Origin of the sequence: Variovorax monticola (genome assembly GCF_051216855.1) — a bacterium.
Lineage (GTDB): Bacteria > Pseudomonadota > Gammaproteobacteria > Burkholderiales > Burkholderiaceae_C > Variovorax.
This window is the reverse complement of the sequence record NZ_JBPJZP010000004.1, coordinates 425063-449591: the sequence shown is the minus strand read 5'-3', so window position 1 is coordinate 449591 and position 24529 is coordinate 425063. Positions and strand designations below refer to the sequence as shown.

The 24529-nt window shown below is 65.0% G+C and carries 26 protein-coding genes; 14 read left to right on the top strand and 12 right to left on the bottom strand.

What is annotated here, in order from left to right; translation table 11 throughout:
• Positions 1 to 15: 15 nt before the first annotated feature.
• On the top strand, positions 16 to 1236 hold the full coding sequence (locus ACSFA5_RS16690; protein ID WP_435445152.1) for a multidrug effflux MFS transporter: 1221 nt from the start codon (positions 16 to 18) through the stop codon (positions 1234 to 1236).
• Between the two features lie 18 nt (positions 1237 to 1254).
• Here ACSFA5_RS16690 and ACSFA5_RS16685 read toward each other — a convergent pair whose 3' ends face one another.
• From ACSFA5_RS16685 to ACSFA5_RS16665, 5 genes are all read right to left on the bottom strand, one after another.
• Positions 1255 to 1995: an RNA pseudouridine synthase gene (locus tag ACSFA5_RS16685; protein WP_435445151.1), complete on the bottom strand. Its 741-nt coding sequence runs from the start codon at positions 1993 to 1995 to the stop codon at positions 1255 to 1257.
• Positions 1995 to 3668: an MBL fold metallo-hydrolase gene (locus tag ACSFA5_RS16680; protein ID WP_435445150.1), complete on the bottom strand. Its 1674-nt coding sequence runs from the start codon at positions 3666 to 3668 to the stop codon at positions 1995 to 1997. The genes ACSFA5_RS16685 and ACSFA5_RS16680 overlap by 1 nt, the downstream gene beginning before the upstream one ends.
• A 209-nt stretch (positions 3669 to 3877) precedes the next feature.
• Positions 3878 to 4708 (bottom strand): TorF family putative porin, encoded by an 831-nt coding sequence (locus tag ACSFA5_RS16675; RefSeq protein ID WP_435445149.1) that lies wholly within the window; start codon positions 4706 to 4708, stop codon positions 3878 to 3880.
• Positions 4709 to 4758: 50 nt separating this feature from the next.
• Positions 4759 to 5706: a DMT family transporter gene (locus tag ACSFA5_RS16670; RefSeq protein WP_435445148.1), complete on the bottom strand. Its 948-nt coding sequence runs from the start codon at positions 5704 to 5706 to the stop codon at positions 4759 to 4761.
• Between the two features lie 63 nt (positions 5707 to 5769).
• Positions 5770 to 6540: a GntR family transcriptional regulator gene (locus ACSFA5_RS16665; RefSeq protein WP_435445147.1), complete on the bottom strand. Its 771-nt coding sequence runs from the start codon at positions 6538 to 6540 to the stop codon at positions 5770 to 5772.
• A 178-nt stretch (positions 6541 to 6718) separates the two neighbouring features.
• Here ACSFA5_RS16665 and ACSFA5_RS16660 point away from each other — a divergent pair, with 178 nt between their 5' ends.
• The 5 genes from ACSFA5_RS16660 to ACSFA5_RS16640 all read left to right on the top strand — a co-directional run bounded on the left by ACSFA5_RS16660 (position 6719) and on the right by ACSFA5_RS16640 (position 11383).
• The gene (locus tag ACSFA5_RS16660; protein ID WP_435445146.1) at positions 6719 to 6958 is read left to right on the top strand and encodes a DUF3311 domain-containing protein; all 240 of its coding nucleotides are present in this window, start codon (positions 6719 to 6721) and stop codon (positions 6956 to 6958) included.
• Positions 6955 to 8430: a sodium:solute symporter family protein gene (locus tag ACSFA5_RS16655; RefSeq protein WP_435445145.1), complete on the top strand. Its 1476-nt coding sequence runs from the start codon at positions 6955 to 6957 to the stop codon at positions 8428 to 8430. Before ACSFA5_RS16660 ends, ACSFA5_RS16655 begins: the two co-directional genes overlap by 4 nt.
• 47 nt (positions 8431 to 8477) lie before the next feature.
• A complete protein-coding gene (locus ACSFA5_RS16650; RefSeq protein WP_435445144.1) occupies positions 8478 to 9680 on the top strand; it encodes an amidohydrolase family protein in 1203 nt (400 codons plus the stop codon).
• Positions 9677 to 10948 (top strand): cyanate transporter, encoded by a 1272-nt coding sequence (locus ACSFA5_RS16645; RefSeq protein ID WP_435445143.1) that lies wholly within the window; start codon positions 9677 to 9679, stop codon positions 10946 to 10948. Before ACSFA5_RS16650 ends, ACSFA5_RS16645 begins: the two co-directional genes overlap by 4 nt.
• Positions 10949 to 11125: 177 nt before the next feature.
• Entirely contained in the window at positions 11126 to 11383 is a 258-nt protein-coding gene (locus tag ACSFA5_RS16640; RefSeq protein ID WP_116910600.1) for a hypothetical protein, read from the top strand.
• Positions 11384 to 11455: 72 nt separating this feature from the next.
• Here ACSFA5_RS16640 and ACSFA5_RS16635 read toward each other — a convergent pair whose 3' ends face one another.
• Positions 11456 to 11902: a PaaI family thioesterase gene (locus ACSFA5_RS16635; protein ID WP_435445142.1), complete on the bottom strand. Its 447-nt coding sequence runs from the start codon at positions 11900 to 11902 to the stop codon at positions 11456 to 11458.
• Between the two features lie 112 nt (positions 11903 to 12014).
• On the opposite strand from ACSFA5_RS16635, the gene ACSFA5_RS16630 reads away from it, so the two are divergent.
• Positions 12015 to 12872 (top strand): amidohydrolase family protein, encoded by an 858-nt coding sequence (locus tag ACSFA5_RS16630; protein WP_435445359.1) that lies wholly within the window; start codon positions 12015 to 12017, stop codon positions 12870 to 12872.
• Between the two features lie 174 nt (positions 12873 to 13046).
• Positions 13047 to 13424 carry a hypothetical protein gene (locus ACSFA5_RS16625; protein ID WP_435445141.1) on the top strand — a complete coding sequence of 126 codons (378 nt, stop codon included), beginning with the start codon at positions 13047 to 13049 and terminating at the stop codon, positions 13422 to 13424.
• Positions 13425 to 13440: 16 nt separating this feature from the next.
• Here the strand turns inward: ACSFA5_RS16625 and ACSFA5_RS16620 are convergent, their stop codons facing one another.
• The 3 genes from ACSFA5_RS16620 to ACSFA5_RS16610 form a co-directional block, all read right to left on the bottom strand.
• On the bottom strand, positions 13441 to 14223 hold the full coding sequence (locus ACSFA5_RS16620) for a hypothetical protein (RefSeq protein ID WP_435445140.1): 783 nt from the start codon (positions 14221 to 14223) through the stop codon (positions 13441 to 13443).
• A gap of 210 nt (positions 14224 to 14433) precedes the next feature.
• A complete protein-coding gene (gene dkgB / locus ACSFA5_RS16615) occupies positions 14434 to 15252 on the bottom strand; it encodes a 2,5-didehydrogluconate reductase DkgB (RefSeq protein ID WP_435445139.1) in 819 nt (272 codons plus the stop codon).
• Between the two features lie 49 nt (positions 15253 to 15301).
• Complete coding sequence (locus ACSFA5_RS16610) at positions 15302 to 16504, bottom strand: MFS transporter (RefSeq protein ID WP_435445138.1); 1203 nt, start codon at positions 16502 to 16504, stop codon at positions 15302 to 15304.
• Between the two features lie 259 nt (positions 16505 to 16763).
• Between ACSFA5_RS16610 and ACSFA5_RS16605 the strand changes: the two genes are divergently transcribed.
• The 3 genes from ACSFA5_RS16605 (at position 16764) to ACSFA5_RS16595 (ending at position 19935) form a co-directional block, all read left to right on the top strand.
• Positions 16764 to 17759, top strand: a complete 996-nt coding sequence (locus tag ACSFA5_RS16605) for a putative phage abortive infection protein (protein WP_435445136.1) — start codon at positions 16764 to 16766, stop codon at positions 17757 to 17759.
• Positions 17752 to 19311: a DUF262 domain-containing protein gene (locus ACSFA5_RS16600; protein WP_435445135.1), complete on the top strand. Its 1560-nt coding sequence runs from the start codon at positions 17752 to 17754 to the stop codon at positions 19309 to 19311. Before ACSFA5_RS16605 ends, ACSFA5_RS16600 begins: the two co-directional genes overlap by 8 nt.
• A gap of 357 nt (positions 19312 to 19668) precedes the next feature.
• Complete coding sequence (locus tag ACSFA5_RS16595) at positions 19669 to 19935, top strand: hypothetical protein (RefSeq protein ID WP_435445134.1); 267 nt, start codon at positions 19669 to 19671, stop codon at positions 19933 to 19935.
• Between the two features lie 239 nt (positions 19936 to 20174).
• On the opposite strand, the gene ACSFA5_RS16590 is transcribed toward ACSFA5_RS16595, so the two are convergent.
• The 3 genes from ACSFA5_RS16590 to ACSFA5_RS16580 all read right to left on the bottom strand — a co-directional run bounded on the left by ACSFA5_RS16590 (position 20175) and on the right by ACSFA5_RS16580 (position 22227).
• Positions 20175 to 20645, bottom strand: a complete 471-nt coding sequence (locus ACSFA5_RS16590; RefSeq protein ID WP_435445133.1) for a hypothetical protein — start codon at positions 20643 to 20645, stop codon at positions 20175 to 20177.
• Complete coding sequence (locus tag ACSFA5_RS16585; RefSeq protein WP_435445132.1) at positions 20642 to 21676, bottom strand: M35 family metalloendopeptidase; 1035 nt, start codon at positions 21674 to 21676, stop codon at positions 20642 to 20644. Before ACSFA5_RS16585 ends, ACSFA5_RS16590 begins: the two co-directional genes overlap by 4 nt.
• 137 nt (positions 21677 to 21813) lie before the next feature.
• Positions 21814 to 22227: a hypothetical protein gene (locus ACSFA5_RS16580; protein ID WP_435445131.1), complete on the bottom strand. Its 414-nt coding sequence runs from the start codon at positions 22225 to 22227 to the stop codon at positions 21814 to 21816.
• 329 nt (positions 22228 to 22556) lie between these two features.
• Between ACSFA5_RS16580 and ACSFA5_RS16575 the strand changes: the two genes are divergently transcribed.
• The 3 genes from ACSFA5_RS16575 to ACSFA5_RS16565 are packed head-to-tail and all read left to right on the top strand — an operon-like array spanning position 22557 to position 24496.
• Positions 22557 to 23114, top strand: coding sequence for a DUF3455 domain-containing protein (locus tag ACSFA5_RS16575; protein WP_435445130.1), 558 nt, complete (start codon positions 22557 to 22559; stop codon positions 23112 to 23114).
• A gap of 51 nt (positions 23115 to 23165) precedes the next feature.
• Positions 23166 to 23753 (top strand): sigma-70 family RNA polymerase sigma factor, encoded by a 588-nt coding sequence (locus ACSFA5_RS16570; protein WP_435445129.1) that lies wholly within the window; start codon positions 23166 to 23168, stop codon positions 23751 to 23753.
• Positions 23750 to 24496, top strand: a complete 747-nt coding sequence (locus ACSFA5_RS16565) for an anti-sigma factor (protein WP_435445128.1) — start codon at positions 23750 to 23752, stop codon at positions 24494 to 24496. Before ACSFA5_RS16570 ends, ACSFA5_RS16565 begins: the two co-directional genes overlap by 4 nt.
• Positions 24497 to 24529 lie beyond the last annotated feature (33 nt).

Here is a 24529-nt window from a genome sequence, read left to right as displayed (position 1 = left end):
CAAGCACGCCCAGCAATGACCGCCGCCGTCACTTCCGCGCCGCAGCGCCGCCCGCATGCGCCGCTGTGGTTGCTGGCGCTGGTCACCTTCAGCGGCACGCTGGCCATGCACATCTTCGTGCCGGCGCTGCCCATCGCCGCGAAGAACCTGGGCGCCGGCATGGGCGCCATGCAGATGACGGTGAGCCTCTACATCTTCGGCCTCGCGGTGGGGCAGCTGGTGTACGGCCCGCTGGCCGACCGCTATGGCCGTCGGCCGGTGCTGCTGTTCGGGCTGGGGCTGTACTGCGTGTCGGGGCTTGCCGCCGCCATGGCGCCCGAGGTGCATTCGCTGATTGCCGCGCGGCTGTTCCAGGCCATCGGCGGCTGCGCGGGGCTGGTGCTGGGCCGCAGCATCGTGCGCGACACCGCCGGGCCGCAGGAGGCCACGCGCCGCCTTGCGCTGATGAACCTGATGGTCACCGTCGGCCCCAGCCTCGCGCCGCTCATCGGCGGCGCGCTGGCCACCACGCTGGGCTGGCGCTCGATCTTCTATGCGCTGTTCGGCCTGGGCGTGGTCGGCTTCCTGTTCACCTGGCGCCTGATGCCTGAGACCGGCGCGCCCGGCGCGGCCGTCAACGCGCGGGACCTCGGGCGCAACTACGCGAAGCTGCTGGGCTCGCGGGCCTTCCTCGGTTTTTCCATCGGCGGCGGCTGCGCCACCACGTCGATGTACGCCTTCATCGCGTCGGCGCCCTTCATCTTCGTGGACCAGTTGCACCGGCCGGCGCACGAGGCGGGCGTGTACCTGGCGATTCTGGTGTCGGGTGTGTGGCTGGGCAGCTTCCTCACCAGCCACCTGATCTCGCGCGTGCGCGTCGACCGGCTCATGGTCCGTTCGAACGCATTGAGCGTGGCCGCGGCCTTCGTGCTGCTCGGCGCGGCGCTCACCGACCACCTGTCGGTGCCGCTCATCGTGGCCACCATGTTCCTGTTCACGGTCGGCTGCGGCATGGCCTCGCCGGCGGCGCTCACGCAGGCGATCAGCGTGAACCCGCAGGTCATCGGTTCGGCCTCGGGGCTGTACGGCTTCACGCAGATGGCCGTGGGCGCGCTGTGCACCGCGCTGGCCGGCATGGGGCACCGCAACCCCGCGCTGGCCTCGGCCATCGTGCTGGCGGGGGCGGGCATCGTGGCGCAGCTGTCGTTCGCGGTGGCGCTGCGGGCGCAGCGGCGTGCGGGCGCGGTCGGCACCTGACGGGGTGCCCCGGCGTCTTCAGAAGCGTTCGTCGGGTGCCAGGTAGCGCCACTGGCCGGGCTGCAGGCCCGCCAGCGGCACGCGGCCGATGCGGATGCGCCGCATCGCCAGAATGCGCAGCTCCACGTTGTCGCAGATGTGCGCAATCTGCCCCGGCTGCGCGCCTTTCAGCGCAAAGCGCAGGCCGGTCTGTTCGTCGCTCTGGCGGCCGATGCTCACGCGGGCGGGTGAGCGCTCCAGCCGCGCCAGTGTCTCGGGGCTCACCTGGCCGGCCACGTCCACCATCACCTCGTGTTCGAGCACGCCTGCGTCCTCCTGCAGCTTGCGTTCGATGCGGAACTCCTGCGTGTACGCGACCAGGCCGCTGGCGCCGGTCTCCAGCGGCGTCATGCAGCGCTGCCCCTTGGTGTGCACCGCCAGAAATCGCTGGCCGGCGCGTTCGGGCTCGTGGTGGTTCGCGGCCACCAGCAGGCGGTGTGCGTTGTCGGTCGGCATGCCCGCGGGCTTGTGCAGCAGCAACGTGACGGGCACGATGGGCTCGGGCCTGGCACCGGCGGCAATCTCGACCTGCTGGTGCGTCAGCACGCGCGACTGCGGCAGCATCTGCTGCACGCCGTCCACGCGCACCGCGCCATTCTCGATCAGCAGTTCGGCTTCGCGGCGCGACACGCCGGCCAGCGCGGCCACGCGCTTGGCCAGGCGAATGCCTTCGTCGGCGCCGTCGTTGCGGGGGGAGTGCTTGTTGTCGTTCTTGTTCATCACATTGCAGTCAGTTGCCGGATGCGCGCCACATGCGCAGCCAGCGAGCGGGCGGCCACCGGCCACATGCGCTCGGGCACATCGTCGTAGGCGATGGGCAGCCATTGTTCGGGCGTGCCGTCGGGCAGCTTGCGCATGGCCGCGGCAACCTTGGCCTCGCGCTTCAGGCGGTGCGCCTTCAGCATGCCGATGGCGGTGCGCGCAAAGCCGATCACGTAGCCGTGCGCGGGCAGGATGAATTCGAGCTGCCCCGCCTCGCAGGCCGCGTCGAGCGTGTCCAGCGAATCGAGGTAGGCCGTCATGTCGCCGTCGGGCGGGTCGACCACCGTGGTGCTGCCGTTCAGGATGTGGTCGCCGGAGAACAGCAGGCCGTCTTCCTCGAGCACCAGGCACAGGTGGTTGGCCGCATGGCCGGGCGTGTGGATCACGCGCAGGGTGTGCGTGAGGGCGTCGCCCCCGGGCGTGGCGCCGGAGAGCACCAGCCGCTCGCCGTCCTGCAGCTCGCGCTCGGCGACGAAGCGCGCGGACGAGCGCGCGGTCGGCGCGGACGACAGGCCCAGCACAGGCGGCTTCGTGTCCTTGCACAGTGCCTGCAGCGGCGCCGCGCCCGGCGAGTGGTCGGCATGCGAGTGCGTGCACACGATCATGCGCACGTCGCCGTGCGTGGCGCGCCACAGCCGGCCGATGTGGTCGAAGTCGTTCGGGCCCGGGTCGATCACGATGTAGCCGGTGGCCGCATCGCCCACGATGTAGGTGTTGGTGCCCGGGCCTGTCATGGCGCTCGGGTTGGGCGCGGTGAGGCGCATCACGTTCTTCAGCAGCGGCACCGGCTGCTCGCTCTGCCAGTCGAGCGTGTGCAGCATCTGGCCGTCGGGGCACACCAGCGCGAGCTCGCCGAAGGGCTGCTCGTGCTCCATGTAGCGCACGTCCTCGCCTTTCAGCAAGCCGCCGCGCGGGCAGCTGGTCCACAGCGGCGCCTCGCCGGCGCCGCCGGGCGCGCAGGCCGCGAGCACCGAGTCGACCGTGGTGTACGCGGCCATGCGCTGCAGCGTGCGCACGGTGGGGAAGATCATGAAGAAGGTGCCTGCCGCATGGCGCGCGAGCGCGTCGGCCGGGCGCACCCAGCAGGGCTCGAACTGTTCGCTCTCGTCGGCGACGGGCACCTGGCCTTCGGGCATGCGCGCGACCAGGAAGGGCACGTCGAAGCGCCGGGGCAGGTCGCGGTCGGTGATCCAGTGCGCGAAGGTGAACACCCGGTCCGAATCGAGTACCAGGCCGCGTGCGGCGCACTGGTCGGCGAAGGCGGTGCCTGCGGTGTCGTTGCGGTCCATCGCGGCGATGTCGTCGGCGCTCACGGGGCGGCCGTCGGCATGGTGCGCGAGCAGCACGCCCAGCTCTTCGAAGGCCTCGCGAATGGCCGCGATGGCCTGCGTGCGCTGCACGCGGCTTTGCGTGGGGCGGCGGGTGGCGATGCGCTTGGCGGCTTCGTCGGCCGCGTCGATGTGGCCACCTGGAAATACATAGGCGCCCGGTGCGAAGCTGGCGGTGGCCGAGCGTCGCGTCATGAGCACTTCGAAGCCGGCGTCGGTGTCGCGCAGCAGCAGCACGGTGGCGGCTGCGCGCACCGTCGCGGGCTCGCGATAGGGGTGGAGTTGTTGGGTGGGGCGGACCATGGGGCGATTATCGGCGTCGATCGATTCGCCGTGCCGGGTGGATTCGGGGCGGGTGCATTCAGGGCGGGTGCACAGGCCGCCGGGTGCTCCCCTCCGCGAATGTCCCCCGCTTCGCTCCTCCTTTATTTCGCTGCGGGGAGCACCCGACGCCCTGTTCACTCGGGCACGCTGCTGGTGCGCCCTGATCAACAACGGCTCTGAGCAAAGAGCTACAGCGTCTTCGTCAACGTAAGGATGAATCGCGCCTTGTTGGGCGAGTAGGTCTGCCGCCCGAAAGCGCCGAACCCCAGGTCCACACCGGGGTTGCTCACTGCAAGGTAAGCGTTCTGCTCGTTCGCGCCCTGCACCGACCCGGCCAACGACAGGCCGTTGCCGAAGTCGTACGACGCGCCCACGTTGTAGTCGACATAGCTCTTGTAGCCCAGGCTGCGGATGTCGCTGGACATGTTGGTGTAGCCGACCGCTGCCTTCAGCGTGACCTTGGGCACGATTTCCTTGCTGTAGGCCAGGTTCAGGTAGCCGGTGTTGGTGCCCTTCAGGCCCGAGCCGGCCTTGTTGCCCGCGTAGCCGAAGTAGTCCTTCGACACCGTATGCGAGTACTTCAGCGTGAACGAACCGATGGCCTCGTCGGTGTAGCCCGCGCTGCCGTACAGCTCCGTCGTGTTGCCCGACGAGTTGCCAGGGTAGATGTATGAGAGCGCGCCCACGTCCATGTCGAACGGGCCTGCCTTGAACTTGTAGCCGCCGTAGATGTCGCTCTCCAGGCTGTTGCCCTTGAGCCAGTTGACGCTCGAGTTCCAGTTGCCCACGTAGAAGCCGCTGTCACCGAAGGCGTAGTCGAACCCGCCCTGGATGGCGGGCTTGAAGCCGCTTGTCTTCGCGTAGTCGTTCTTGCCCAGCATGTCCTGGTCCTGGCCACGGAACTTGTAGTTGGTGGTGAGCGCCACGTTGCCGACGAGCTGCGCGCTCGCAAGCATCGGCAGGGCGGCGAGGGTGGGGAGAACGAGCACCGGCAGGGCGATGCGAAGGAGGTGTTTCATCGAAAGAATTCGCTTACGGATGGAGAAGCCGGCAGCGTAGGAGCGAGCGTCTAAAAGCCGCGTAAAAATTGAAGGCTTCGGCGCAAAAGTTTCGCCTCGGGCATCGTCATGGCGACGACGCCCGCCACCACGCACGCCAGCCCGACCCACGCCGTGGCCGCCAGCGTCTCGCCGAGAAACACCACGCCGATCGTCACGCCGATGGGCACGCGCAAGTAGGCTTGCGCAGCGGTGGACATCGGCCCCAGCGTCTTGATGAGCCGGAAATAGATCGTGAAGGCCAGCGCCGTCGACAGCACCGCCAGCGCCAGCACCGCCATCGTCGAAGCGGCCGATGGAGACAGCGTCCAGGGCCTGTCGATCACCAGGCTCGCGGGCAACAGCATCGCCGCCCCGCTCAGCAGCGAGCCGGCCGCCGGCACCATCGGGTCCTGCCCCTTGAACACGCGGCCGAACATCGCGGCGCAGCCGTAGCAGACGGCGGCCGCCACCAGCGCGAGTTGCGCGAGCAGCGAATGCTTGAGGCCGTGCAACGCCTGGAAGCCCACGATCAGGCAGATGCCCGCCAGCCCCGCGCCCACGCCGAACAGCCGGCGCAGGGTGGGCTTCTCGGCACCGCCGACGCCCAGCCCCAGCAGGAAGATGAAGATCGGCGAGGTCGAGTTGAGGACGGTCGCCAGCCCTGCGTCCACGCTGCGTTCGGCCCACGCAATGAGCGTGAACGGCAGCACGCTGTTCAGGCAGGCCTGCAGCACGAAGCGCCGCCGCGTCGCGGCGTCGGTCGGCAGCGCCACGCCGCGCATGCGCAGCACGGCGAGCAGCAGCAGGCCGGCGACCAGGGTGCGTGCCGCGATCAGCGTGACCGGCGGAATCGTCGCCACGCCGATCTTGATGAAGGTGTACGAAGCGCCCCAGCAGGTCGCGAGCACCGCGAGCAGCGCCCATTCGAAGGCGGGGGCGTGGGATTTGCCTGAGGCGGCGAGAGGGGTGGTGTGCATGGTGCGCCGATCTTCGCGAGACCGGCCCACCGACACTTCGCCGCAGAGCGAAACGTGAACGCCTCAGTGGCTGTGCTCGTGCCCGTGGCTGCGTGCGGGCGCACTGCCGTTCAGCAGCGCGGCCAGGTCCACCTCCTGCTCGGCCGCCGCGCCGGCGATCACGCGCTGCTCCAGTTCGTCGAGGTGCTCCAGCGCCATCGCAAGGGCCTTGTCCAGCGACTTGCCGGTGAGCGCCTCGATGATCTGTTCATGCTCGCGCGGCGCGCAGCTCGCGGCCTCGGCCGAGTCGTACAGCGCCTTGTACAGCTCGGTGTTCGAAATCAGCCGCCGGATGTAAGACAGCAGCTCGTCGCTGCCCGCCATCTGCGCCAGCAGCAGGTGGAAGTCGCCCGCCAGGCGAATGGCGTCTTCGCGCCGCCCTTCCTTGAACGCCTTCTGCTCCGCCTGCACGTGCTTGCGCAGCGCGGCCACCTGCTCGCGCGCGAGCTGCCCGAACAGCGTGGTGACGAGCCCGGCCTCCACGATGCGCCGCGCGCGGTAGATGCCGCGCATGTCGGCGATCGACGGGTTGGGCACGAAGGCGCCGCGGTTGTGCTCCAGCACCAGCCGCTTTTCGGACCCCAGCCGCGCCAGCGCCTTGCGCACCGCGCCGCGCGTGCAGCCCAGCGCCTCGGCCAGCGCGCGCTCGCGCAGCGGCGTGCCGGGGCGCAGTTTGCCGCTCAGCAGGGCCTTGGAGACGGCGGCGTAGACGCGCTCGTCCACGTTCGCGTCGTCGGTGTCCGACGGCTGCGGCGGTTCGGTGGGGGCGGGTGATTTGCGTGCGGTGGAAGGCATGGGCGTGGCGATTATTGCCCGCGCCCCGTTGCACACCGCTGCCTCCGGGAAATCCCCCGGATTGACTCGGGCCGCCCCGCTCCGTACCATTCGCTCCGTTTGGTTAACCAAAATAAATATATATGGTCAACCAAAAATGAATTCAACTCTCAACCAAACCTGGAATCGAGGCTCCCCGATGAAATCCGTCAAATGGCTGGCCGCGCTGCCCGTCGTCGCCTTTTTCAGCGGCGGGTGGCTCTCGTCCGTCGCGCCCACCTTCGTGCTGGGCATGCCCTTCCTGATGGTGTGGAACGTGTGCTGGCTGGTGCTGACCTCGTTGATCATGGTGGTCATCGACCGCGCCGAGGGTGACATCGATGCGCCGGAAGCCGCAGCACGAGACGCAGCCGTGCACGCTGCAGGAGACGCCCGATGAACGCCGCACTCGGCGTGATAACGCTGTTCGTCATCGGCGCGCTGGGCCTCGCGGTGCTCGCGCGGCGCGGCCGCACCATGAGCCTGGAGCAGTGGGCGCTCGGCGGGCGCGGGCTGGGCACCATCATGGTGTTCCTGTTGATGGCGGGCGAGTCGTTCTCCACCTTCACCTTCCTGGGCGCCAGCGGCTGGTCTTACAGCAAGGGCACGCCGGCCTTCTACATCCTGGCCTACGGCGGTCTGGCCTACCTCATGGCCTTCTGGATGCTGCCGGCCGTGTGGCGCTACGCCACCACGCACAAGCTGGTGTCGTTCTCGGACTTCTTCGCGCACAAGTACGACAGCCGCCCGCTCGGCGTGCTGGTGTCGGTCGTGGCGCTCATGGGCATGGTGGCGCTGCTGACCATCCAGCTGCGCGGCCTGGGCATCATCGTGTCGGAGGCGTCGTACGGCACCATCGCGCCGCAGGTGGCCATCTGGATCGGCACCGTGGTCATGGTGAGCTACATCCTGTTCTCGGGCATCCACGGCTCGGCCAGCATCGCCATCGTGAAAGACGTGCTCATCCTCGCGCTCGCGGTGTTCCTTGGCATCTACCTGCCGTGGCACTACTACGGCGGCGTCACGCCCATGTTCACGGCCATCCATGCCGCCAACCCGAGCTTCTTCGAGTTCCCCAAGGAGGGCCTGAACCTCACCTGGTACAACTCGACCGTGCTGCTCACGGCGCTGGGCTACTACCTGTACCCGTTCAACCTCACGTCGGTGTACGCGGCCAAGAGCGCGAGCGCGGTGCGCCGCAACACGATCCTGATGCCGCTGTACCAGGTGGTCATCGCCTTCCTGTTCCTGGTGGGCTTCGCGGCCATCCTGCAGGTGCCGGGCCTGAAGGGCTCCGAGGTCGACCTGGCCCTGTTCGGCCTGGTGAAGCACACCTTCGACCCGTGGTTCGTCGGCGTCATCGGCGGCACGGGCGTGCTCACGGCGCTGGTGCCGGGCTCGATGATCTTGCTGACCGCATCGACCGTGATCGGCAAGAACGTCTACAAGGAAGGCTTCGCCCACCACGCCACCGACAAGCAGGTGTCGCGCGTGGCACGCGGCGTGCTGCCGGTGTTCGCGCTGGTGGCGGTGTACTTCGTGCTGCGCGGTGGCACCACCATCGTGGCCGTGGCCATCTTCGCGTCCAGCCTGCTCACGCAGCTGCTGCCTTCGCTGCTGTTCAGCCTCATGAAGAAGCCCTTCGGCAACAAGCACGCGGCCTTCGCGGGCATTCTGACGGGCGGTGCGGTGCTGGGCTTCATGATGACGACGGGCTCGAACCTGGGTACGCTGTTTCCTGCCGCGCCGGTGGTCTTCAAGTCGCTCAACACCGGGCTGGTGGCGCTGGCGACGAATGCGCTGGTGTTCGCGATCGTCGCGCTGTTCACGGCGCGCAGCGTGCCGCGGACCGTGTCCGCCCAACCGGCCTGATTCACCGGGCTGATCCGCCGCCTCATGCACTTGAAAGAACCCGACCCATGTCCTCGCTCCTGATCCGCAACGTGCGCCCCATGGGCGGTGGCGCCACCGACGTGCGCGTGCACGACGGCCGCATCGCCGAACTGGGCGCGAGGCTGGCCGCGCCCGCCGGCGCCACCGTCGAAGACGGGCAGGGCGCCTTGCTGCTGCCCGGCCTGGTCGAAGGCCACACCCACCTCGACAAGACCCTGTGGGGCATGGACTGGTACCGCAACGAGGTCGGCACCCACCTCACCGACAAGATCGACAACGAGCGCGCCTTCCGCCACGCCAGCGGGCACGACGCCGCCGCGCAGTCGCTGGTGCTGGCCAAGGCCTTTCTCGCGCTGGGCACCACGCGGCTGCGCACGCACGTCGATGTCGACACGCAGGCCGGCCTGCGCCACCTCGAAGGCACGCTGCGCACGCGCGAGGCGCTGCGCGAGGTGCAGCAGATCCAGGTCGTCGCGTTCCCGCAGTCGGGCCTGCTGGGCCGGCCCGGCACGGCCGAGCTGCTCGATGCATCGCTGGCCATGGGCGCCGACGTGCTCGGCGGGCTCGACCCCTGCGCCATCGACGGCGACCCGGTGAAGTCGCTCGACGTGCTGTTCGGCATTGCCCACAAGCACCAGCGTCCGCTGGACATTCACCTGCACGAGCCCGGCGCCATGGGCGCGTTTTCGCTGGACCTGATCCTGCAGCGCACCGAGGCGCTGGGCATGCAGGGCCGGGTGGCGATCAGCCACGGCTTCTGCCTGGGCGACGTGAGCGAACGCGAGCGCGAAGGGCTGCTCGCGCGCATGGCGAAGCTGGGCGTGGTGCTCGTTACCAGCGCGCCGCCTTCGCGCAGCGTGCCGCCGCTCATGGCCTGCCGGCAGGCCGGCGTGACCGTGCTCGGCGGCAACGACGGCATCCGCGACACCTGGTCGCCGTACGGCAACCCCGACATGCTCGAGCGCGCCATGATCATCGGCCTGCGCTACAACCTGCGCCGCGACGACGAGATCGACGTGGCGCTGGACACCGTCACGCATTCCGGTGCGCGCGGCTGCGGCTTCGAAGCCTACGGGCTCGTGCCCGGCAACCGCGCCGACCTGGTGCTGCTCGACGCGCAGACCGTCGCGCACGCCGTGGTGTCGCGCCCCGTGCGCCGGCTGGTGGTGGCTGGCGGGCGCATCGTGGCGCGCAACGGTGTGCTGCAGGCGGACGTGGCCGCCTTGTGAGCTCCAAAGGCAGCCGTGACGGCGGCATGGCCTTCGCCGTCGTCATCGTGCTGGTGGCGCTGAACCTGCGCGCCTTTCTCACGTCGAGCAGCCCGCTGCTGGCGGCCATCCGGCAGGCGACGGGCATCGGCTTTCATGCGGTGGCCTTGCTCACGGTGCTGCCGATGTTTGCGATGGGCGCCATGTCGCTCGTCGGTGCGGCGGTGGGGCAACGCATCGGCGCGCGTGCCGGCATTGCGTGCGGCCTGGCCGCCATCGCCGTTGCCTGCGCGAGCCGTTATGTGGCGGGCGGCGCGGCGGCCTTGCTGTGGAGCGCGGCGCTCGCGGGCGCGGGCGTCGGGCTGGTGCAGTCGCTGATGCCTGGCGTGGTCAAGCAGGCGTACCCGACGCGCATCGGCGTGATGACGGGCCTGTACGCCGCCGCCATCATGGGCGGCGGCGGGCTCGGCGCCATGGCCAGCCCGTGGGTGGCGCACGCGTTCGGCGGCGCGCAGCCCGACTGGCATGCGGGCCTGGCCATCTGGGCCCTGCTGGCAGCCTTCGCGCTGCTGTACTGGCTGAACATGCGGCGCATGCAGTTCACCGCCGACGCACCGCGACAGAACCTCTCGTGGCTGCGCTGCTTCGGCAACCGCCGCGCGTGGCTGCTGGCCGTGTGCTTCGGCCTCATCAACGGCGGCTACACCAGCCTGGTCGCATGGCTGCCGCACTTCTATGCCCAGCAGGGCTGGAGCGCGCAGCAGGGCGGCTCGGTGCTCGCGCTGATGACGCTCGCGCAGGTGGTGGCCGCGCTGGCCATGCCAGCCATCGCGCGCAGCCGGGGGCGCGACATGCGGCCGTGGCTGGTGCTCACGCTGCTCGCGCAGCTCGCGGGTTTTGCCGCGCTCACCTTCGAGGCGCCCGTGCCTGCGCCGGCCATCGCCATCGTGCTGGGCTTCGGCCTGGGCGGCGCCTTTGCGCTGTGCATGGTGCTGGCGCTCGACCACCTGGGCGACCCCGCGCAGGCCGGCGCGCTCGCGGGCTTCATGCAGGGCGTGGGCTTCATGATCGCGGCGCTCGCGCCCTTCGTCACCGGCTGGGTGCGCGAGCACACGGGCGGCTTCACATTGGCATGGGCGTACCTGGCCGTGGTGGTCGTGGTGCTGCTGCCGCTGATGCTGTGCTTCGACCCGCGCCGCTATGCCGCGGCGGTGGCCGGGCTCTTCGCACCGCAGGCGCCTCCTGCGTTGCAACCGATCAACGCGCTCGACAGCGCAGGAAAGGCCTGACCTTCATGTGCCACCCGCCATTTCTTTCTGACTGGGCGGCCACGCGCCGGGTGGCTTGAGCCGTTTGTTGTTTTTGTCGGGCTTGTCCGCCACGCCACGTGCGGCCACGGCTGACACGGCGGCATTGAAGTCGATGCAATCATCAAGCCTCATTTCAACAACCGGAGGACCCGCTCAATGAACAAAGCCCTGATCGCCATCGCCACGTCGCTCACCCTGCTGGCAGCCGGCACCGCCAGCGCACAGATCGGCAAGGCCGCCTCCGAAGCGACCGACGCCGCCCAGCACAAGATCGACGAGAAGCAGGCCGACAGCAAGGCCAAGAAGAGCGGCCCCGTCGGCAAGGCCGTGAACAACGTCAAGTCGGGCTATCACAAGAACCGCTCGAAGGCGTCGGCCGACAAGGCCAAGCAGTCGCTGAAGAACGCGGGCTGAGCCGGGCGCTCGACCTGAACCGAAGGGCATGCCGCATCGCGCGGCATGCCCTTTGTGTTTGGTGCGCGGCGGTCAGCCCGCGCGGCGAACGTTGACCACCGTCGCCTGCATCATCGCGACCACCTTGTAGGCGGTGCCGTTTTCTGCGCTGTCGGTGAACGCACGCACTTCGCCCGTGCACACCGACAGCAGCTTGCCCGCGCTCTGCACCTTGCCCACGGCCAGAAAGCGGGTGCCCAGGGCAGGGCGCATGAAGTTGATCTTGAATTCCGCGGTGACCACGTCGAACTCCGCCGGTGCCGTCGTCAACGCGGCATAGCCGCACGCGCTGTCGACGATGCTGGTGACAGCACCGGCGTGCACGAACCCCTGCTGCTGCGAGAGCGCGAGAGAAAACGGCATCTCGATGTGAACCTCGCCTTCGCCCACGAACGCAAGGCGGGCGCCCAGGGTCTTCATGAGGCCTTGCGAGTCGAAGCTGGCCGCAATGCGCGTCTGGGTTGTCGGGGTATTGCTCATGGGTGCATGAAGAGTCTCGAATAATTCAGGTTCTACCATCCGCCGCCCCCGAGAGGACTCCATGCGCGCCCCTGCGACCCTCGCCACCTTGCTGCTGGCCGCCTCCTCGATCATGGTGTCGCAGGCCTTCGCGCAGACGCCTCCCGCCAGTGCCAGCTACGCCGGCCCGCTGTTCGACACCCACCTGCACTACAACCAGGAAGCCTGGGACGGCAACACCGGCCCTTACCCGCCCGCCGAGGCCCTGTCGCGCATGCAGCGCAACGGCGTGAAGGCCATCGTCGCCAACTCTCGCCCCAATGCCGGCACGCAGACCCTGGCCGCGGCCAAGGAGACACGCGCCGCCGGCGTGGCCGTGGTGCCCTTCGTGCGCCTGTACCGCAACCGCGACGACTACGGCAACTGGTTCCGCGACGACACCATCTACGACATGGTGCAGGCCGAACTCGCACGCGGCACCCCGAGCGGCCCGTACCGCGGCCTGGGCGAATTCCATCTGTACGACAGCGCCAATGCCAACGGCCCGGTCGCGAAAAAACTCATCGCGCTGGCCGAGCGCCAGAAGCTCGCGGTGCTGGCGCATGTCGACGATGAGGCCATCGACCTGCTGATGGCCAACGCGCCGTCGAAGGGCCGCGACCTGCGCCTCATCTGGGCCCACACCGGCATCGGCGGGGCGCCCATCGAGCGCGTGCAGGCGCTGCTGGAGCGCTACCCGCTGCTGATGGGCGAGCTGTCTTACCGCCCCGGGCTCACCTGCGACGGCGGCACGCTGTGCCCCGCGTGGCGCGCGCTCATCCTCAAGTACCCCGGGCGCTTTCTGGTCGGTTCCGACACCTGGGTCAACCAGCGCTGGAGCGCCTACGACGAGATCATGCGCGGCTACCGCGTGTGGCTGGGCGACCTGCCGCCCGACGTGGCGCAGCGCATTGCCTGGGGCAACGCGGCTGCGCTGTTCGACCTGCGCTGAGCGGGGCTGCTTGCGGTCGGCGTTGCGGTTCGCGCCCTGCTTGCGCGTGACGCCGTCGCGCGTGATGCGCACGTCGACGCTGAGGCGCACCCTTGTTGGCACTGGTTACAGACCTTGTTGCCGGCAGGCTGCACCGCATGCGGTGAATCGGCGAGCCGCACTTAAACTGCGGCGATGGAAAGCACAGGGGAAGTACAACGCCGCCTGCAGCCCGTGGTGGAGCTTCGGGAAGAGGGGACGTCTTACGCCTACTCCGTGCGCGCGCCCCGCTCCAAGGGCGTGATACCGCCCAGCTCGTACCAGGACTGCGGCTTTGCCACCCTCGCCGATTGCCTGAGCGATGTAGCGAAAGCCCTCGGCGGCGACTTCAAACGCATCTACGTGCGCCTGGACGGCCACTGCGTCGGCGAGCGCGACATTGCCGAGCTGCGCCAGTCGCCGGAACTGGTCGCCGCCGCGCTGACCGCCGCATGCGATTCGCCGAACGTGTCCCCGCAACCCGCTGCAGAAGCCAATTCCCGCGACATGGAAAGCCAGATCGCCGCGGGGTGAGGCCTCTGGGCGATCGTCACTCCACGTAACGCAACCAAAGGTGCGTTCGGCCTTCGATGGCCTGGGTGAAGGCATCGGCCAATGCCTGTCGGTTTTCGTCGTCCGCGTTGTAGAGCGCGCACAGGTCGGCCGCAATGGCCTTGGCCGCCGCCGCGTCTGGCGGGGCCGCACGCAGGTAGCCCAGGTACGACGCACCCACGCCGATCAGTTCGTAGCCATGCGCGCTGTGCAGGTGCCGCGCCACCGCGAAGTTCAGCGCCGGGCTCAGGTCGCACGTGAAGTAGCCGTTGGGAAAGGCCGCGAGCGCTTCGTGCGCTTGCTCGACCGGCACCACCAGCGCCGACAGGGGTTGGTCGAGCAGCGACAGCGGGTCGTTCTGGTGGCCGATCCACTCCTGCAGCCCTTCGTCGTCCAGCGTGAGCCCGTGCGCGCAGGCGTCGTCGAACGACACGGCGGCCGTCTGTTTGCGAAAGTTGTGCAGGCAGATGAAGAACTCCGCCTTGGTGCTCAGGTAGCCCAGGTACTGGCCGTCTTCGAAGCATTCCGCGGGCAGGCCCGAAACGTCGAGGCCGGTTGCGTCGTCCAGCGCCATGTTCATGCGCGCATGCCCGGATGTGTAGCGCGCCTGGCCGACGTCGTCGAGCGAGAAGAGCGGCGTGCAGCCGGGGTGGTCGGCGGCGATCTGCCGGCGGGCCTCGGCCAGATCTTCAAGGCTGGCGATGGCGCTCAACCGGTACTCGTCGCACAGGCCTTGCGAGGGGTTGGCGTCGGCGCCGTTGCCGCAAAACTTGATGTCCATCGAGGTGTTCCGCAGGAGGGTGGCCGGCGATGGTCGCACAGCCTCGTGGCGTGACGGCGGCTTGGAGCCGACGTGGCGGCGATCTTCGACCTTCTGCTCAGGCCGACAGCGCCTCGTCAGCGCGGAACACGGTGTTCAGCCGCAGTGCGAGCCCGATGCTCGGGCCGCTGCCGTGCGACGCCATCAGGTACGCAAGCGTGCTGTTCGCGCTCAGTCCCAGGCCGGCGACAGGCCGGCAGGGTCGGTCAGGCGCTCGTTGCGGTCGAGCGCGGCGATCTGCGCCATGTCTGCGTCCGTCAGCTTCAGCTGCTGCGCCTTCAGGTTGCCTTCGAGGTTCGCGCGCTGGGTGGACGACGGAATTACCGCGTAGCCCAGCTGCATCGCCCACGCCAGCACCACCTGCGCCGCGGTGGCGCCGTGCGCCTTTGCAACGGCCTCGACCACCGGGTCGTTCAGCACCTTGCCGTAAGCCAGCGTCATGTACGAGGTGATGCGGATGTCCTGGCTCGCTGCGAAGGCCGCCACCTTGCGGTTCTGCAGGTAGGGGTGCAGCTCGATCTGGTTGGTCGCGATGTTCTCTGCACCCACGGCGGCAATGGCTTCCTTCATCAGCGCGATGTTGAAGTTCGACACGCCGATGTGCTTCGTGAGCCCCTGCGCCTTGGCCTCGGCCAGCGCGCCCATGAATTCGGCCACCGGCACCGCGTTGCCGGGCGAGGGCCAGTGGATCAGCGTCAGGTCGACGTGGTCCGTGCGCAGCTTGGACAAGCTGTCTTTCAGGCTGGGCACCAGTTTGGCGGCGGCGTAGTAGTCGGTCCAGATCTTGGTGGTGATGAACAGGTCGTTGCGGGCCACGCCGCTTTCGGCGATGGCCTGGCCGACCTCGGCTTCGTTGCCGTAGATCTGCGCCGTGTCGATCACGCGGTAGCCCATGGCTAGGCCGTTCTTCACCGAGTCGATGACCACCTGGCCCTTCAGGCGGAAGGTGCCGAGGCCGAAGGCGGGAATGGGGTTGTTGTTCGTGTTCATGTGTTGTCCTTGTGCGTTGAGAAAAAAGAAGAGGGAAAGCAGAAGCGGTTCAGTGCCCGACCGGCATCGGCCCCGAGGCCCGCACCGGAATGCCGGCCCGGCGGTCGAGCGCGCCGCTCCAGTAGGTGAGGCCCAGCGACACCAGCACCACCAGCGCGCCGATCCAGGGTGTGTGCATCAGGCCCAGGTGCGTCACGATCAGGCCGCCGGCCCAGGCTGCGAGGGCAATGCCCAGGTTGAAGGCCGCGATGTTCAGGCCCGAGGCCACGTCCACCGCCTGCGGCGTGAAGCGCTCGGCCTGCTTCACCACGTACACCTGCAGGCCCGGCACGTTGCCGAAGGCCACCGCGCCCCACATCAGCACCGCGACCAGCGCCAGCCACTTGTGCGGCGCCGCGAAGTTGAAGACCAGCAGCACCGCGGCCAGCAGCGCGAAGATGATCTTCAGCGCCGGAACGGGGCCCAGCCGGTCGGCCAGCTTGCCGCCCCAGATGTTGCCCACCGCCACCGACACGCCGTACACCAGCATCACCCAGCCCACGGCGCCCGCGCTGAAGCCCGACACGTCCGTGAGGATGGGCGCCAGGAACGTGAACGGAATGAACGTGCCGCCGTAGCCGATGGCCGTCTTGGCATACACCAGCAGCAGGCGCGGCTCGGCCAGCACTTTGGCCTGTTGCGCCAGCGAGGCCGGCGGCGTGTGGGCGATGTTGGAGGGAACGAACACCCAGCTGCCGATGAACGCCACCACGCCCAGCGCCGACACGGCCAGGAAGGTCTCGCGCCAGCCGAAGTGCTGCCCGATGAACGTGCCCAGCGGCACCCCCGTGACCAGCGCCACCGTGAGGCCGGTGAACATCACCGCGATGGCGCTCGCGGCCTTTTCCTTGGGCACGAGGCCGGTGGCGATGGTCGAGCCGATGGAGAAGAACACGCCGTGCGCCAGGCCCGTGAGCACGCGGGCGGCCACCAGCGATTCATAGCTGGGCGCCTTCCACGCCAGCAGGTTGCCGACCGTGAACAGCGCCATCAGCCCGAGCAGCAACTGCTTGCGCGGGAGCTTGCCGGTGAGGGCGGTGAGCACCGGCGCGCCGATGGCGACGCCCAGGGCGTAGAGGCTGACGAGCAGGCCGGCGGAGGGAAGGCCGATGTTGAGGTCAGCGGCGACCGTGGGGATGAGGCCGACGATGACGAACTCGGTCGTTCCGATGGCGAAGGCGCTGAGGGTTAGCGCGAGTAGGGCGATTGGCATGGGCACTCCTTCTTGGGATGGGAGGAGTGTCGCGGCCTTATCTTTGCAAATAAACCCTATCTGCTGCACAAAACACTTGATCGAAAATCAAGAATTCATCCTGCGCAGGAGATTCACGAGTAGCAGCGATTCGTAAAGGTTTGACGCGTGTTAAGGGTTTGCTATTACTAAACTGTGCCCATTGCATATTTGCAATTAATAAAAACAAAGATAAACTACATGCTTAATTAATTTAATTTTGTCAAAAGAGAAGGGCAAAATGAGAAATTTGAAAGTTAAGGAATCCTTAGGGAAGGATTTTCCTTGGTTCCCCGTTTTGGTTTGTACATTAATTATTTGCGTAGTGCTTATCTGGGGCGCGTCTTGGTTCTATGCCGAGCATTACGTTAAAAGCTCGGATACAAAATTGCTTACTGACGAAGGGGCTCGTGGAGTTTTTGGAGATCAGTTTGGTGCAGTAAATGCGTTATTTTCAGGGTTGGCATTTACTGGTGTGATCATCACATTGTTGTTGCAAAGGAATGAAATAAAACGACAATCCGCATCTTTGCAACGCCAGCAATTCGAGGTTGGCTTTTTTCAGCTAATGTCAATGCATTCCGCTCTTGTCGATCAACTAGATATCGGGGGCAGTAAAGGGCGACTGGCTTTTGAAAGATTCTTGAGAACCATGCAAATAAAGTCTACTCAAATGGATGTTTTTGAATTGGTCAAGCCATTGGATCGAGCTGATATTGGTGGGCTCGCCGCTTCTGGAGTGTTAACTGAAGGTGTCAAGTTGAAGCTGGATGCCAGCGCAATTGTGGCATTAGAAGAGAAGCTAAAAGAGCCGCAAGGGCGCAGTTATATGTCTCAGTATATGGATGAAAATTTGACTGAGCATCGAGAAATTATCGAGCGAGCGTATAAGCTGGCGCACATTGACACAAAAGATGCTTTGTCGCATTACTTCAGGACACTTTTTCATGTTTTGCGGTATGTTGATGATTCGGCGCTAATTTCTTCAAAAGAGAAGGAGCGCTATGCGAAGCTAATCGGAGCACAGCTTTCCGGCCTTGAGTTGGTTGTAATTTTCTACAATTCTTTAATGCGCCCGACAAAATTTGGCGGAAACCAATTTGGGTTTGGTTTTCCTGATATGTTTAAGCTCCTGAAGAAATATGACTTAATGAAGCATCTTAATGAAAATATTTTGTTCCACCCAATTCATAAGCGCGTATTTGATGGGCTAACTGGTGGAGAGGGAAATGTTTAAAAAAGATCCAATTCCCGATATTCAACGGCTAGAGCAACTAGTCGCGAGCATTCGGCGTGGGGAAATTAGGCTGCCAAAGTTCCAACGTCCTTTTGTTTGGGATAAAGACGATATGCTCGATTTGTGGGACAGTGTTTACAATGGCTATCCAATCGGGAGCGTGCTGTTGTGGCATAGCTCTGAACGTCTGAAAAGCGAGCGAGAAATTTATGGATTCTCTGTTCGTGAGTCGAGCGCTGAGAGTTATCCAACCGATTACCTATTAGACGGACAGCAACGCTTGACTACTGTGTGCGGTGCTTTGTATTGGGACGGGTTGGATATAACTAGCCCTTGGGCGATTCATTTCAATCTAGATGAAGAAAAATTCACTTATCCGAAAACTGGTAATCAAATAAATATGTTTCCATTGAATAAGCTGCTCAATACGAGCGATTTTATTCGGCAATGTATGAAGTTTGAATCATTGGAGAATGGAAAAAAATACTACGAAGCGGCCGAGAGATTGCTGAGATCGGTAAAGGATTACAAAATTGCGGTCGTGAAAATCGGAGAAGTTTCACTGAATGAAGTTGCGCCTATTTTTGAGCGGATTAACAGTACTGGGCGCAAATTGACAATGGTTGATTTGATGAGGGCTGCAACTTGGAAAGAGGGGTTTGATCTCACGCAAGCAATTTCTGATTTTTCTGATTTCTTAATCTATAAGGAGCTTTTTGAAATTCCAGAGGGAAGTGTGTTGCGCGGAATCGCTGTTGCTGCAGGGTTAGGGTTGAACAAAGGAGACATCGATAAGCTTCGGGATCTGAATGGAAATGAGCTTCGGCAGGCTTTTAATTCTTCTCGAGAGGCAACGGTTAAGGCATTGGGATTTCTTCGAGAAGAAATGACGATCAATGACTTTTCACTTCTGCCGTACGGAATTCAACTAACCCATATTTCAGAGTTCTTTAGGCTTGCGCCCAATCCCACAGATCGGCAGGTTGAAATACTGAAAGAGTGGTTTTGGGTGACTTCGATTAGCAAATATTTCAGCGGAGCAAGCACTGGTCAAAATTCTCGTGATTTGCTTGAAATTGGATCTCTCGCAAAGGGTGAAGTTGAAAGCATTTCGCCATTAATTCTGGTGCTGGATATTTCTGCACTTTTGTTTGATGAATTTAATTTGCGCACTTCGTCTAGCACGACTTTTTGTTTGCTCTTAAGGCGTGCTCTCCGAGATTTTAGTCTCGAAGAAATGGATGAAGATCTTGAGGTTAATTTGCCTTCCCGCAAAAGTCGGTCTGATTTCTTTGATTTTTACAAAGGGACGGAAATTGCCGGGCTAAATTTCGGTCAACTAATGAAGATTCATCTGGATCCAAGGCGGATAGACGTAGAAAATTTTTCGCTACAAGGTGGTTTTTTAAACGAAGAGGCTGTTTTTAATTCAAATTCTGGAAATGAAGTTGAAAGCGGATTGATTAGGGTGGAAATTATTTCGGACTATATTTCCCGTTTGGTAAATCGAGAGTGCAGGTTTAATTTCCCCGGAAAATTAGAAAAACTTTGATTGCTATTCCGATTGGGATTCTGGAAGTTGCCGAGCGCGTTGGACTGCGCTGCCTCAGAGGTATACTCCGCTGCCACAAAAAATGGCCGGGTTTGGAAGCCCGTCGAAGTTCTGCGACGAAAGCCGCAGTCACCGCAACATGGTCTGCGGCTTTTCTGTTTGTGCCTCCAGTTTTGGCGGCTCGAACGGGAAGGCGCAAGCCTTGCCGGTTCTCGTCAGAGCTTCCCGGTCTTCCAACCCGTTCGAGCTGCCGCCACCGTTTGGAAGCGGGTGCGGCGGTTGTTGCAAAACCGAAGTTCTGAAAGGCCTCTCATGGCTGAATCTGCATCCACCCCCGTGCAACCCAGCGCCCGTCCCATGTCCCCTGCAACCGAGCTGAACGACCTCGTCATCCAAGCCTGCGACGACGCCGACAGCCTCTACGGCGTCATGCACGCCTACACAGCGCTGGAAAAACTCGTAGACACCGGCGCCTCTGCCGACAGCGAGGAGCCGAGCGGCCCCGAACTGCGCGCCTTGCTCGGCTTGCTCAACGAAAAGCTGATGGCCCGCATCGAAGCCATCAACGCCACGACCGGCGCCGTGCAAGCCGCCCTGCGAGGCGTTGCGCTCCACGCGCGCTGACGCAGCGGCAGCGCCAGCATTCAGGCAGCCGGCCCGCCCGGCTGCCTCACCTCAGGCCTTGCCGCCCCCGCCTCCGATGCCTCCGGCATCGCCCGCGCCACCCGCCGCGCCCGCGCCCACCGCCCTCGGCATCCATTCCCTGAAGTGGGAGTGATGCTGGGGTTTGCTGTATTGACGTTGTTGGCGCATTCGATTCGGGGGAGGGGGGGGTGAAGGGGGCGTTTCACCCCCTCAACTTCTCATTGCTCGCTCGGTTGCTTCGGCGGTCCCTCGGACCATTTGCAGCACGAGCGCGTTTTTGCGCAGGCGGGTTGAACAGAGGCGTGCACAGCGTCCAGGCTTGCAAGGTTTCTGATCGACGGGCGCTCGACTTCGTCGATATGGGCGTGCACCTCGACGGAAGTCGCAGTGCCCAGCGTTGTCAGAAGACCGGCGATGTCGTCGAGCCGGCGACGCGCCTGCTTCGACGAAGCGGCATCGCCCTTGATGGCGCGGGCAAAGACGTCGGCGCGGTAGACGCCACCGGTCGCCCGGTTGGGATCTCGCTGCACAGCAAACCACTCCGCCAGCAAGATGAGTTCCCGCGATTCGAGGCGTGTGCTTGCAGGAGCAAACTGCACGTCGTGCGAGAGCCCGGCAAACGAGCATGCGGCGGCCCATGCAGGGGCGAAGACGAAGGCGAGGGAAATCGTTGGACTGAGATATCTCATGCGGCCGCCTTGTTGTTAACGCCCAGGATGTAAGCGGCGATGCTGTCCGCGTTTGCTTTCGCCTTCGCTCGATTCTTGGGGTCTTCTGCGTGCAACCTCGAAATCGTTGTTCCATACCATTCGTCGTTGGAATTGAAGGTGTCTTCGAAGTGCGTGACTTCATGAATCAACGTCAGCAGCTGAGAGTCCCCGTCCAGAACTTCACGTGTTTCAAAGTGGGTCTTGTTGTCCCACTTGAATGTGCAAAAGGTAAGTGCAATCGCAATGGTGTGGGTGGTGGCGTCTGGTTTGCAAACCGCCGCGACAGTCCCGACAGCGCTGCCCATCACACACGTTGCCAGCTTCCCTCCTTCGATGTAACGGACAAAGTTCTTGGCTTCCAAGCCATTAAGTACCCGCGCGCACGCAGTCAAGCCTTTCTGCAGGTACTCACGCATGCCCTGATCGGCAATGCCGAACCAGGTCTTGACCCGGGCTTGAGCCTCCTTGTCCCAACGCTCCAGTTCGGGAAGTCGTTTCTTGGTGATGTAGTCGACTGCCATGTCCCTCAGTTTCAGTGCCAATGTGGCGAACTCCTTGTTGGTCATGTTCGGGCAGATGTTCTCGGTCTGCTCCGCCTCCGGTGGATGTGTGACGCCGGCGTCCACCGTCTTCTTGAACGCGGCTATCTCCAGACCCGAAATCGGCGCCGCATTCGTGGCAAGTGCTGCTGCTGTGGCCGTCGCTCCAAGCGCGTTCTCATCGTCATCGTCATATGTCGCTGTCTGCTGCAGCACAGAAACCAGCGGCTGCGGCACCGGGCAATGGCAAACGACGACGTCGCCCTCCAGCGCTACCTCCGATATGAATAGCGCCCGCCGCGGCCCACCCGCCTTGGCGATGATGCCGACGCTGTTGCACCCCTCGCAATAAGCCCTGCCGCCGATCAACGCGACCCGGTGGCCGTACAGGTCGAACATCGGACCGCCGTAGGGCAGCACGCGGCCGCCAGGTGCCGGCGGATCGCCGACCACGACAATTTTTCGCATCATCTTGGAACCTCCCAGTTGTGGTCTGGGGGTTCTAGAAGGATGTGGCCGATGACACTGTGGCCCAGTGTCAACCGGTCAGGAATTTCTCACGCTGAGGGCAGTTTCATGCGGGTCGGTTGTCGATGGGTCGCTGGCGCTCAGCGCGCAGGCGCAATCCCGATCGCGCTGAACGTCTCCGTCAACTTGACCGCCTGCTTCAGCGAGCCCTTGGTGATCTCCCGCCCCGCCTTGTCCAGAAACTTGATGTCCGTGTCGACGATGAGCGTCACCGGCACATCGCCGTCGGCGCTGGGCCACACCGCCCTGAACTCGTAGGGCCCCATGCGGGCGCCGCCCAGGTGCGGCATCGTCTGGTCGGAGATGCGCATGCCCGAGCCGGCATCGTCTATCTTCAGTGTGCCGAGCACGAACTTCTCGAACGCCGGCTTGGCCTTGAGCAGCGGCCGAATGTCCGATTCGAAGCTCACGGTGCCATCGGCCCAGGCCGGCGCCGCAGCCAGAAGAAGAATTGCGCAGAGCGCGATGAACATCGAGCCGTACCGTGGCGTCATGGGCGGGAGCTTTCGTGGGGGTGTGGTTGCAGCGCGCAGCCCCGAATTCTGGCCCCGCGCCCCGCACCGTCCGTACTCCAGCCGCGTGCCCCAGTGAACAGGGCGTCGGGTGCTCCCCGCAGCGAAATAGAGGAGGAGCGAAGCGGGGGACATTCGCGGAGGGGAGTACCCGGCGTCCTGTGCACCCGCCCTGAAGCGCCCGCCCCGAAGCGCCCGCAACACCCCCCGACAGAAATCTTTCAACCAGGCTGCATCCAAACCCGCATCTGGCGTGTAGACCCTACAGCAGCGAGGAGCTGCTTACCCTCTACAACCCCAGGAGTACTTCCATGCACACCACCCGTTCGATCGCCGTGCTCGGCGCCGTTTCCGCCGCAGCTTTCCTGACGGCCTGCGGCTCGATGTCGATGGCCCCCACGTTCAACCAGTCCAGCCTGCCCGCCACCATCCAGGTGCCCACCGGCAACAAGGTCGCCATGGAAACCGTGGGCAAGGGCGACATCACCTACGAATGCCGCGACAAGGCCAACGCCCCCGGCCAGACCGAATGGGTGTTCGTCGGCCCCGACGCCAAGCTGCTCGACCGCAGCGGCAAGCAGGTCGGCAAGTACTACGGCCCGCCCGCCACCTGGGAATCGATGGACGGCTCCAAGCTGACCGCCACGCAACTGGCCGTTGCACCGTCGGGCCCCACCAGCCTGCCGTTCCAGCTCGTCAAGGCCAACCCCGCCACCGGCTCGGGCGCGATGACCGGCGTGACCTACATCCAGCGCGTGGCCCTGCAAGGCGGCGTGGCTCCTGCTGCCATGCCCTGCACGCCGGCCACCAAGGGCCAGAAGCAAGTGGTGCAGTACCAGGCCGACTACATCTTCTGGAAGGCGTCCTGATCCGGGGGTGAATGTGCGGCGGGGGCGCCGGGTCCGACTACCATCGGGACCTTGCCCAACCCCCCGCCGCCGACCTTGCCCGCTGCAGAACCCTTCGACTACGACGCCGCTCTCATGGCCTGCGCCCGCGGCGACCGCCAGGCCCTTCAGCAGCTGTACCAGCGCGAGAGCCGCTACCTGATGGGCGTGGCCCTGCGCATCGTGCGCCAGCGCCAGCAGGCCGAAGACGTGCTGCACGACGCCTTCATCAGCATCTGGCAGCGCGCGGAAAGCTTCAACCCCGCGCGCGGCGAAGGTCGCGGCTGGATCTACAGCGTGGTGCGCAACGCCGCGCTGAACATGGTGCGCAGCGGCGCGCGCCAGGTGCATGTGAGCGACGAGGCGGCCGAGGCCATCGACGACCAGGCCGCGCTCGCGGCCTACGCCTCGTCGGCCGACCCGTTCGAGCTGCGCGCCGACCTGGGCAAGCTCGAAGGCTGCCTTGGCGGGCTGGAGCCGGCGCGGCGCGATTGCATCCTGTATGCGTATGTGGAAGGCTGCTCGCACGGCGAAATCGCCGAGCGGCTGCAGACGCCGCTGGGCACGGTCAAGTCCTGGATCCAGCGCGGCATGCGCACGCTGCGGGAGTGCATGGCATGAGCACGACCCCAGGCAACAACATCGACAACGATTTCGAAGACATCGACGCGCTGGCGGGCGAGTACGTGCTGGGCACGCTGTCGGCCAGTGCCCGTGCGACGGTCGATGCACGCATGCGCACCGAGCCCGTGCTGCGCGACGCCGTGCAGGCCTGGGAAGCGCGCCTGCTGCCGCTGACCGCGCTGGCGCCGCCGGCCGAGCCGTCGCCCGCGCTGTGGTCGCGCATCGAGCAGAGCCTTGGGCCCGTATTCAGTGCAACAACGCCCAAGGCCGCGCCGGCACGCCCGTCGGCCCTCGCCAACTGGTGGAACAACCTGAACCTGTGGCGCGGCCTGGCCGCTGGCGGGTTCGCCGCCGCCGCGCTGATGGTGGCCGTGATGGTCACGCGCCCGCTGCCTTCGCCGCAGTACATGGTGGTGCTGGTCGCCCCGCAGGACAAGGCGCCCGGCTGGGTGATACAGACCAGTTCGTCGCGCCAGCTGAGCCTGGTGCCGCTGGGCACCTTCGAGGTGCCGCCGCAAAAGACGCTGCAGTTCTGGACCAAGGGCGCCGAGTGGCGCGGCCCGGTGTCGCTGGGCCTGGTGAAGCAGCAGGGCCAGACGCTGCGCATTCCCATCGACAAGCTGCCGCCGCTGGAACCCAACCAGCTGTTCGAGTTGACGCTGGAGCCCGAGAACGGCTCGCCGACCGACCGGCCGACCGGGCCGATCCAGTTCATCGGGCGTGCGGTGAAGGTGCTGTAGCAGCGACGAGTTTGTCTTTGCCTTGCTCCTTCC

Coding starts and splice junctions, on each gene's coding strand:
- ACSFA5_RS16690 (WP_435445152.1), top strand. CDS start 16: ATGACCGCCGCCGTCACTTCCGCGCCGCAGCGCCGCCCGCATGCGCCG.
- ACSFA5_RS16685 (WP_435445151.1), bottom strand. CDS start 1,995: ATGAACAAGAACGACAACAAGCACTCCCCCCGCAACGACGGCGCCGAC.
- ACSFA5_RS16680 (WP_435445150.1), bottom strand. CDS start 3,668: ATGGTCCGCCCCACCCAACAACTCCACCCCTATCGCGAGCCCGCGACG.
- ACSFA5_RS16675 (WP_435445149.1), bottom strand. CDS start 4,708: ATGAAACACCTCCTTCGCATCGCCCTGCCGGTGCTCGTTCTCCCCACC.
- ACSFA5_RS16670 (WP_435445148.1), bottom strand. CDS start 5,706: ATGCACACCACCCCTCTCGCCGCCTCAGGCAAATCCCACGCCCCCGCC.
- ACSFA5_RS16665 (WP_435445147.1), bottom strand. CDS start 6,540: ATGCCTTCCACCGCACGCAAATCACCCGCCCCCACCGAACCGCCGCAG.
- ACSFA5_RS16660 (WP_435445146.1), top strand. CDS start 6,719: ATGAAATCCGTCAAATGGCTGGCCGCGCTGCCCGTCGTCGCCTTTTTC.
- ACSFA5_RS16655 (WP_435445145.1), top strand. CDS start 6,955: ATGAACGCCGCACTCGGCGTGATAACGCTGTTCGTCATCGGCGCGCTG.
- ACSFA5_RS16650 (WP_435445144.1), top strand. CDS start 8,478: ATGTCCTCGCTCCTGATCCGCAACGTGCGCCCCATGGGCGGTGGCGCC.
- ACSFA5_RS16640 (WP_116910600.1), top strand. CDS start 11,126: ATGAACAAAGCCCTGATCGCCATCGCCACGTCGCTCACCCTGCTGGCA.
- ACSFA5_RS16635 (WP_435445142.1), bottom strand. CDS start 11,902: ATGAGCAATACCCCGACAACCCAGACGCGCATTGCGGCCAGCTTCGAC.
- ACSFA5_RS16630 (WP_435445359.1), top strand. CDS start 12,015: ATGGTGTCGCAGGCCTTCGCGCAGACGCCTCCCGCCAGTGCCAGCTAC.
- ACSFA5_RS16625 (WP_435445141.1), top strand. CDS start 13,047: ATGGAAAGCACAGGGGAAGTACAACGCCGCCTGCAGCCCGTGGTGGAG.
- ACSFA5_RS16620 (WP_435445140.1), bottom strand. CDS start 14,223: ATGGACATCAAGTTTTGCGGCAACGGCGCCGACGCCAACCCCTCGCAA.
- dkgB (WP_435445139.1), bottom strand. CDS start 15,252: ATGAACACGAACAACAACCCCATTCCCGCCTTCGGCCTCGGCACCTTC.
- ACSFA5_RS16610 (WP_435445138.1), bottom strand. CDS start 16,504: ATGCCAATCGCCCTACTCGCGCTAACCCTCAGCGCCTTCGCCATCGGA.
- ACSFA5_RS16605 (WP_435445136.1), top strand. CDS start 16,764: ATGAGAAATTTGAAAGTTAAGGAATCCTTAGGGAAGGATTTTCCTTGG.
- ACSFA5_RS16600 (WP_435445135.1), top strand. CDS start 17,752: ATGTTTAAAAAAGATCCAATTCCCGATATTCAACGGCTAGAGCAACTA.
- ACSFA5_RS16595 (WP_435445134.1), top strand. CDS start 19,669: ATGTCCCCTGCAACCGAGCTGAACGACCTCGTCATCCAAGCCTGCGAC.
- ACSFA5_RS16590 (WP_435445133.1), bottom strand. CDS start 20,645: ATGAGATATCTCAGTCCAACGATTTCCCTCGCCTTCGTCTTCGCCCCT.
- ACSFA5_RS16585 (WP_435445132.1), bottom strand. CDS start 21,676: ATGATGCGAAAAATTGTCGTGGTCGGCGATCCGCCGGCACCTGGCGGC.
- ACSFA5_RS16580 (WP_435445131.1), bottom strand. CDS start 22,227: ATGACGCCACGGTACGGCTCGATGTTCATCGCGCTCTGCGCAATTCTT.
- ACSFA5_RS16575 (WP_435445130.1), top strand. CDS start 22,557: ATGCACACCACCCGTTCGATCGCCGTGCTCGGCGCCGTTTCCGCCGCA.
- ACSFA5_RS16565 (WP_435445128.1), top strand. CDS start 23,750: ATGAGCACGACCCCAGGCAACAACATCGACAACGATTTCGAAGACATC.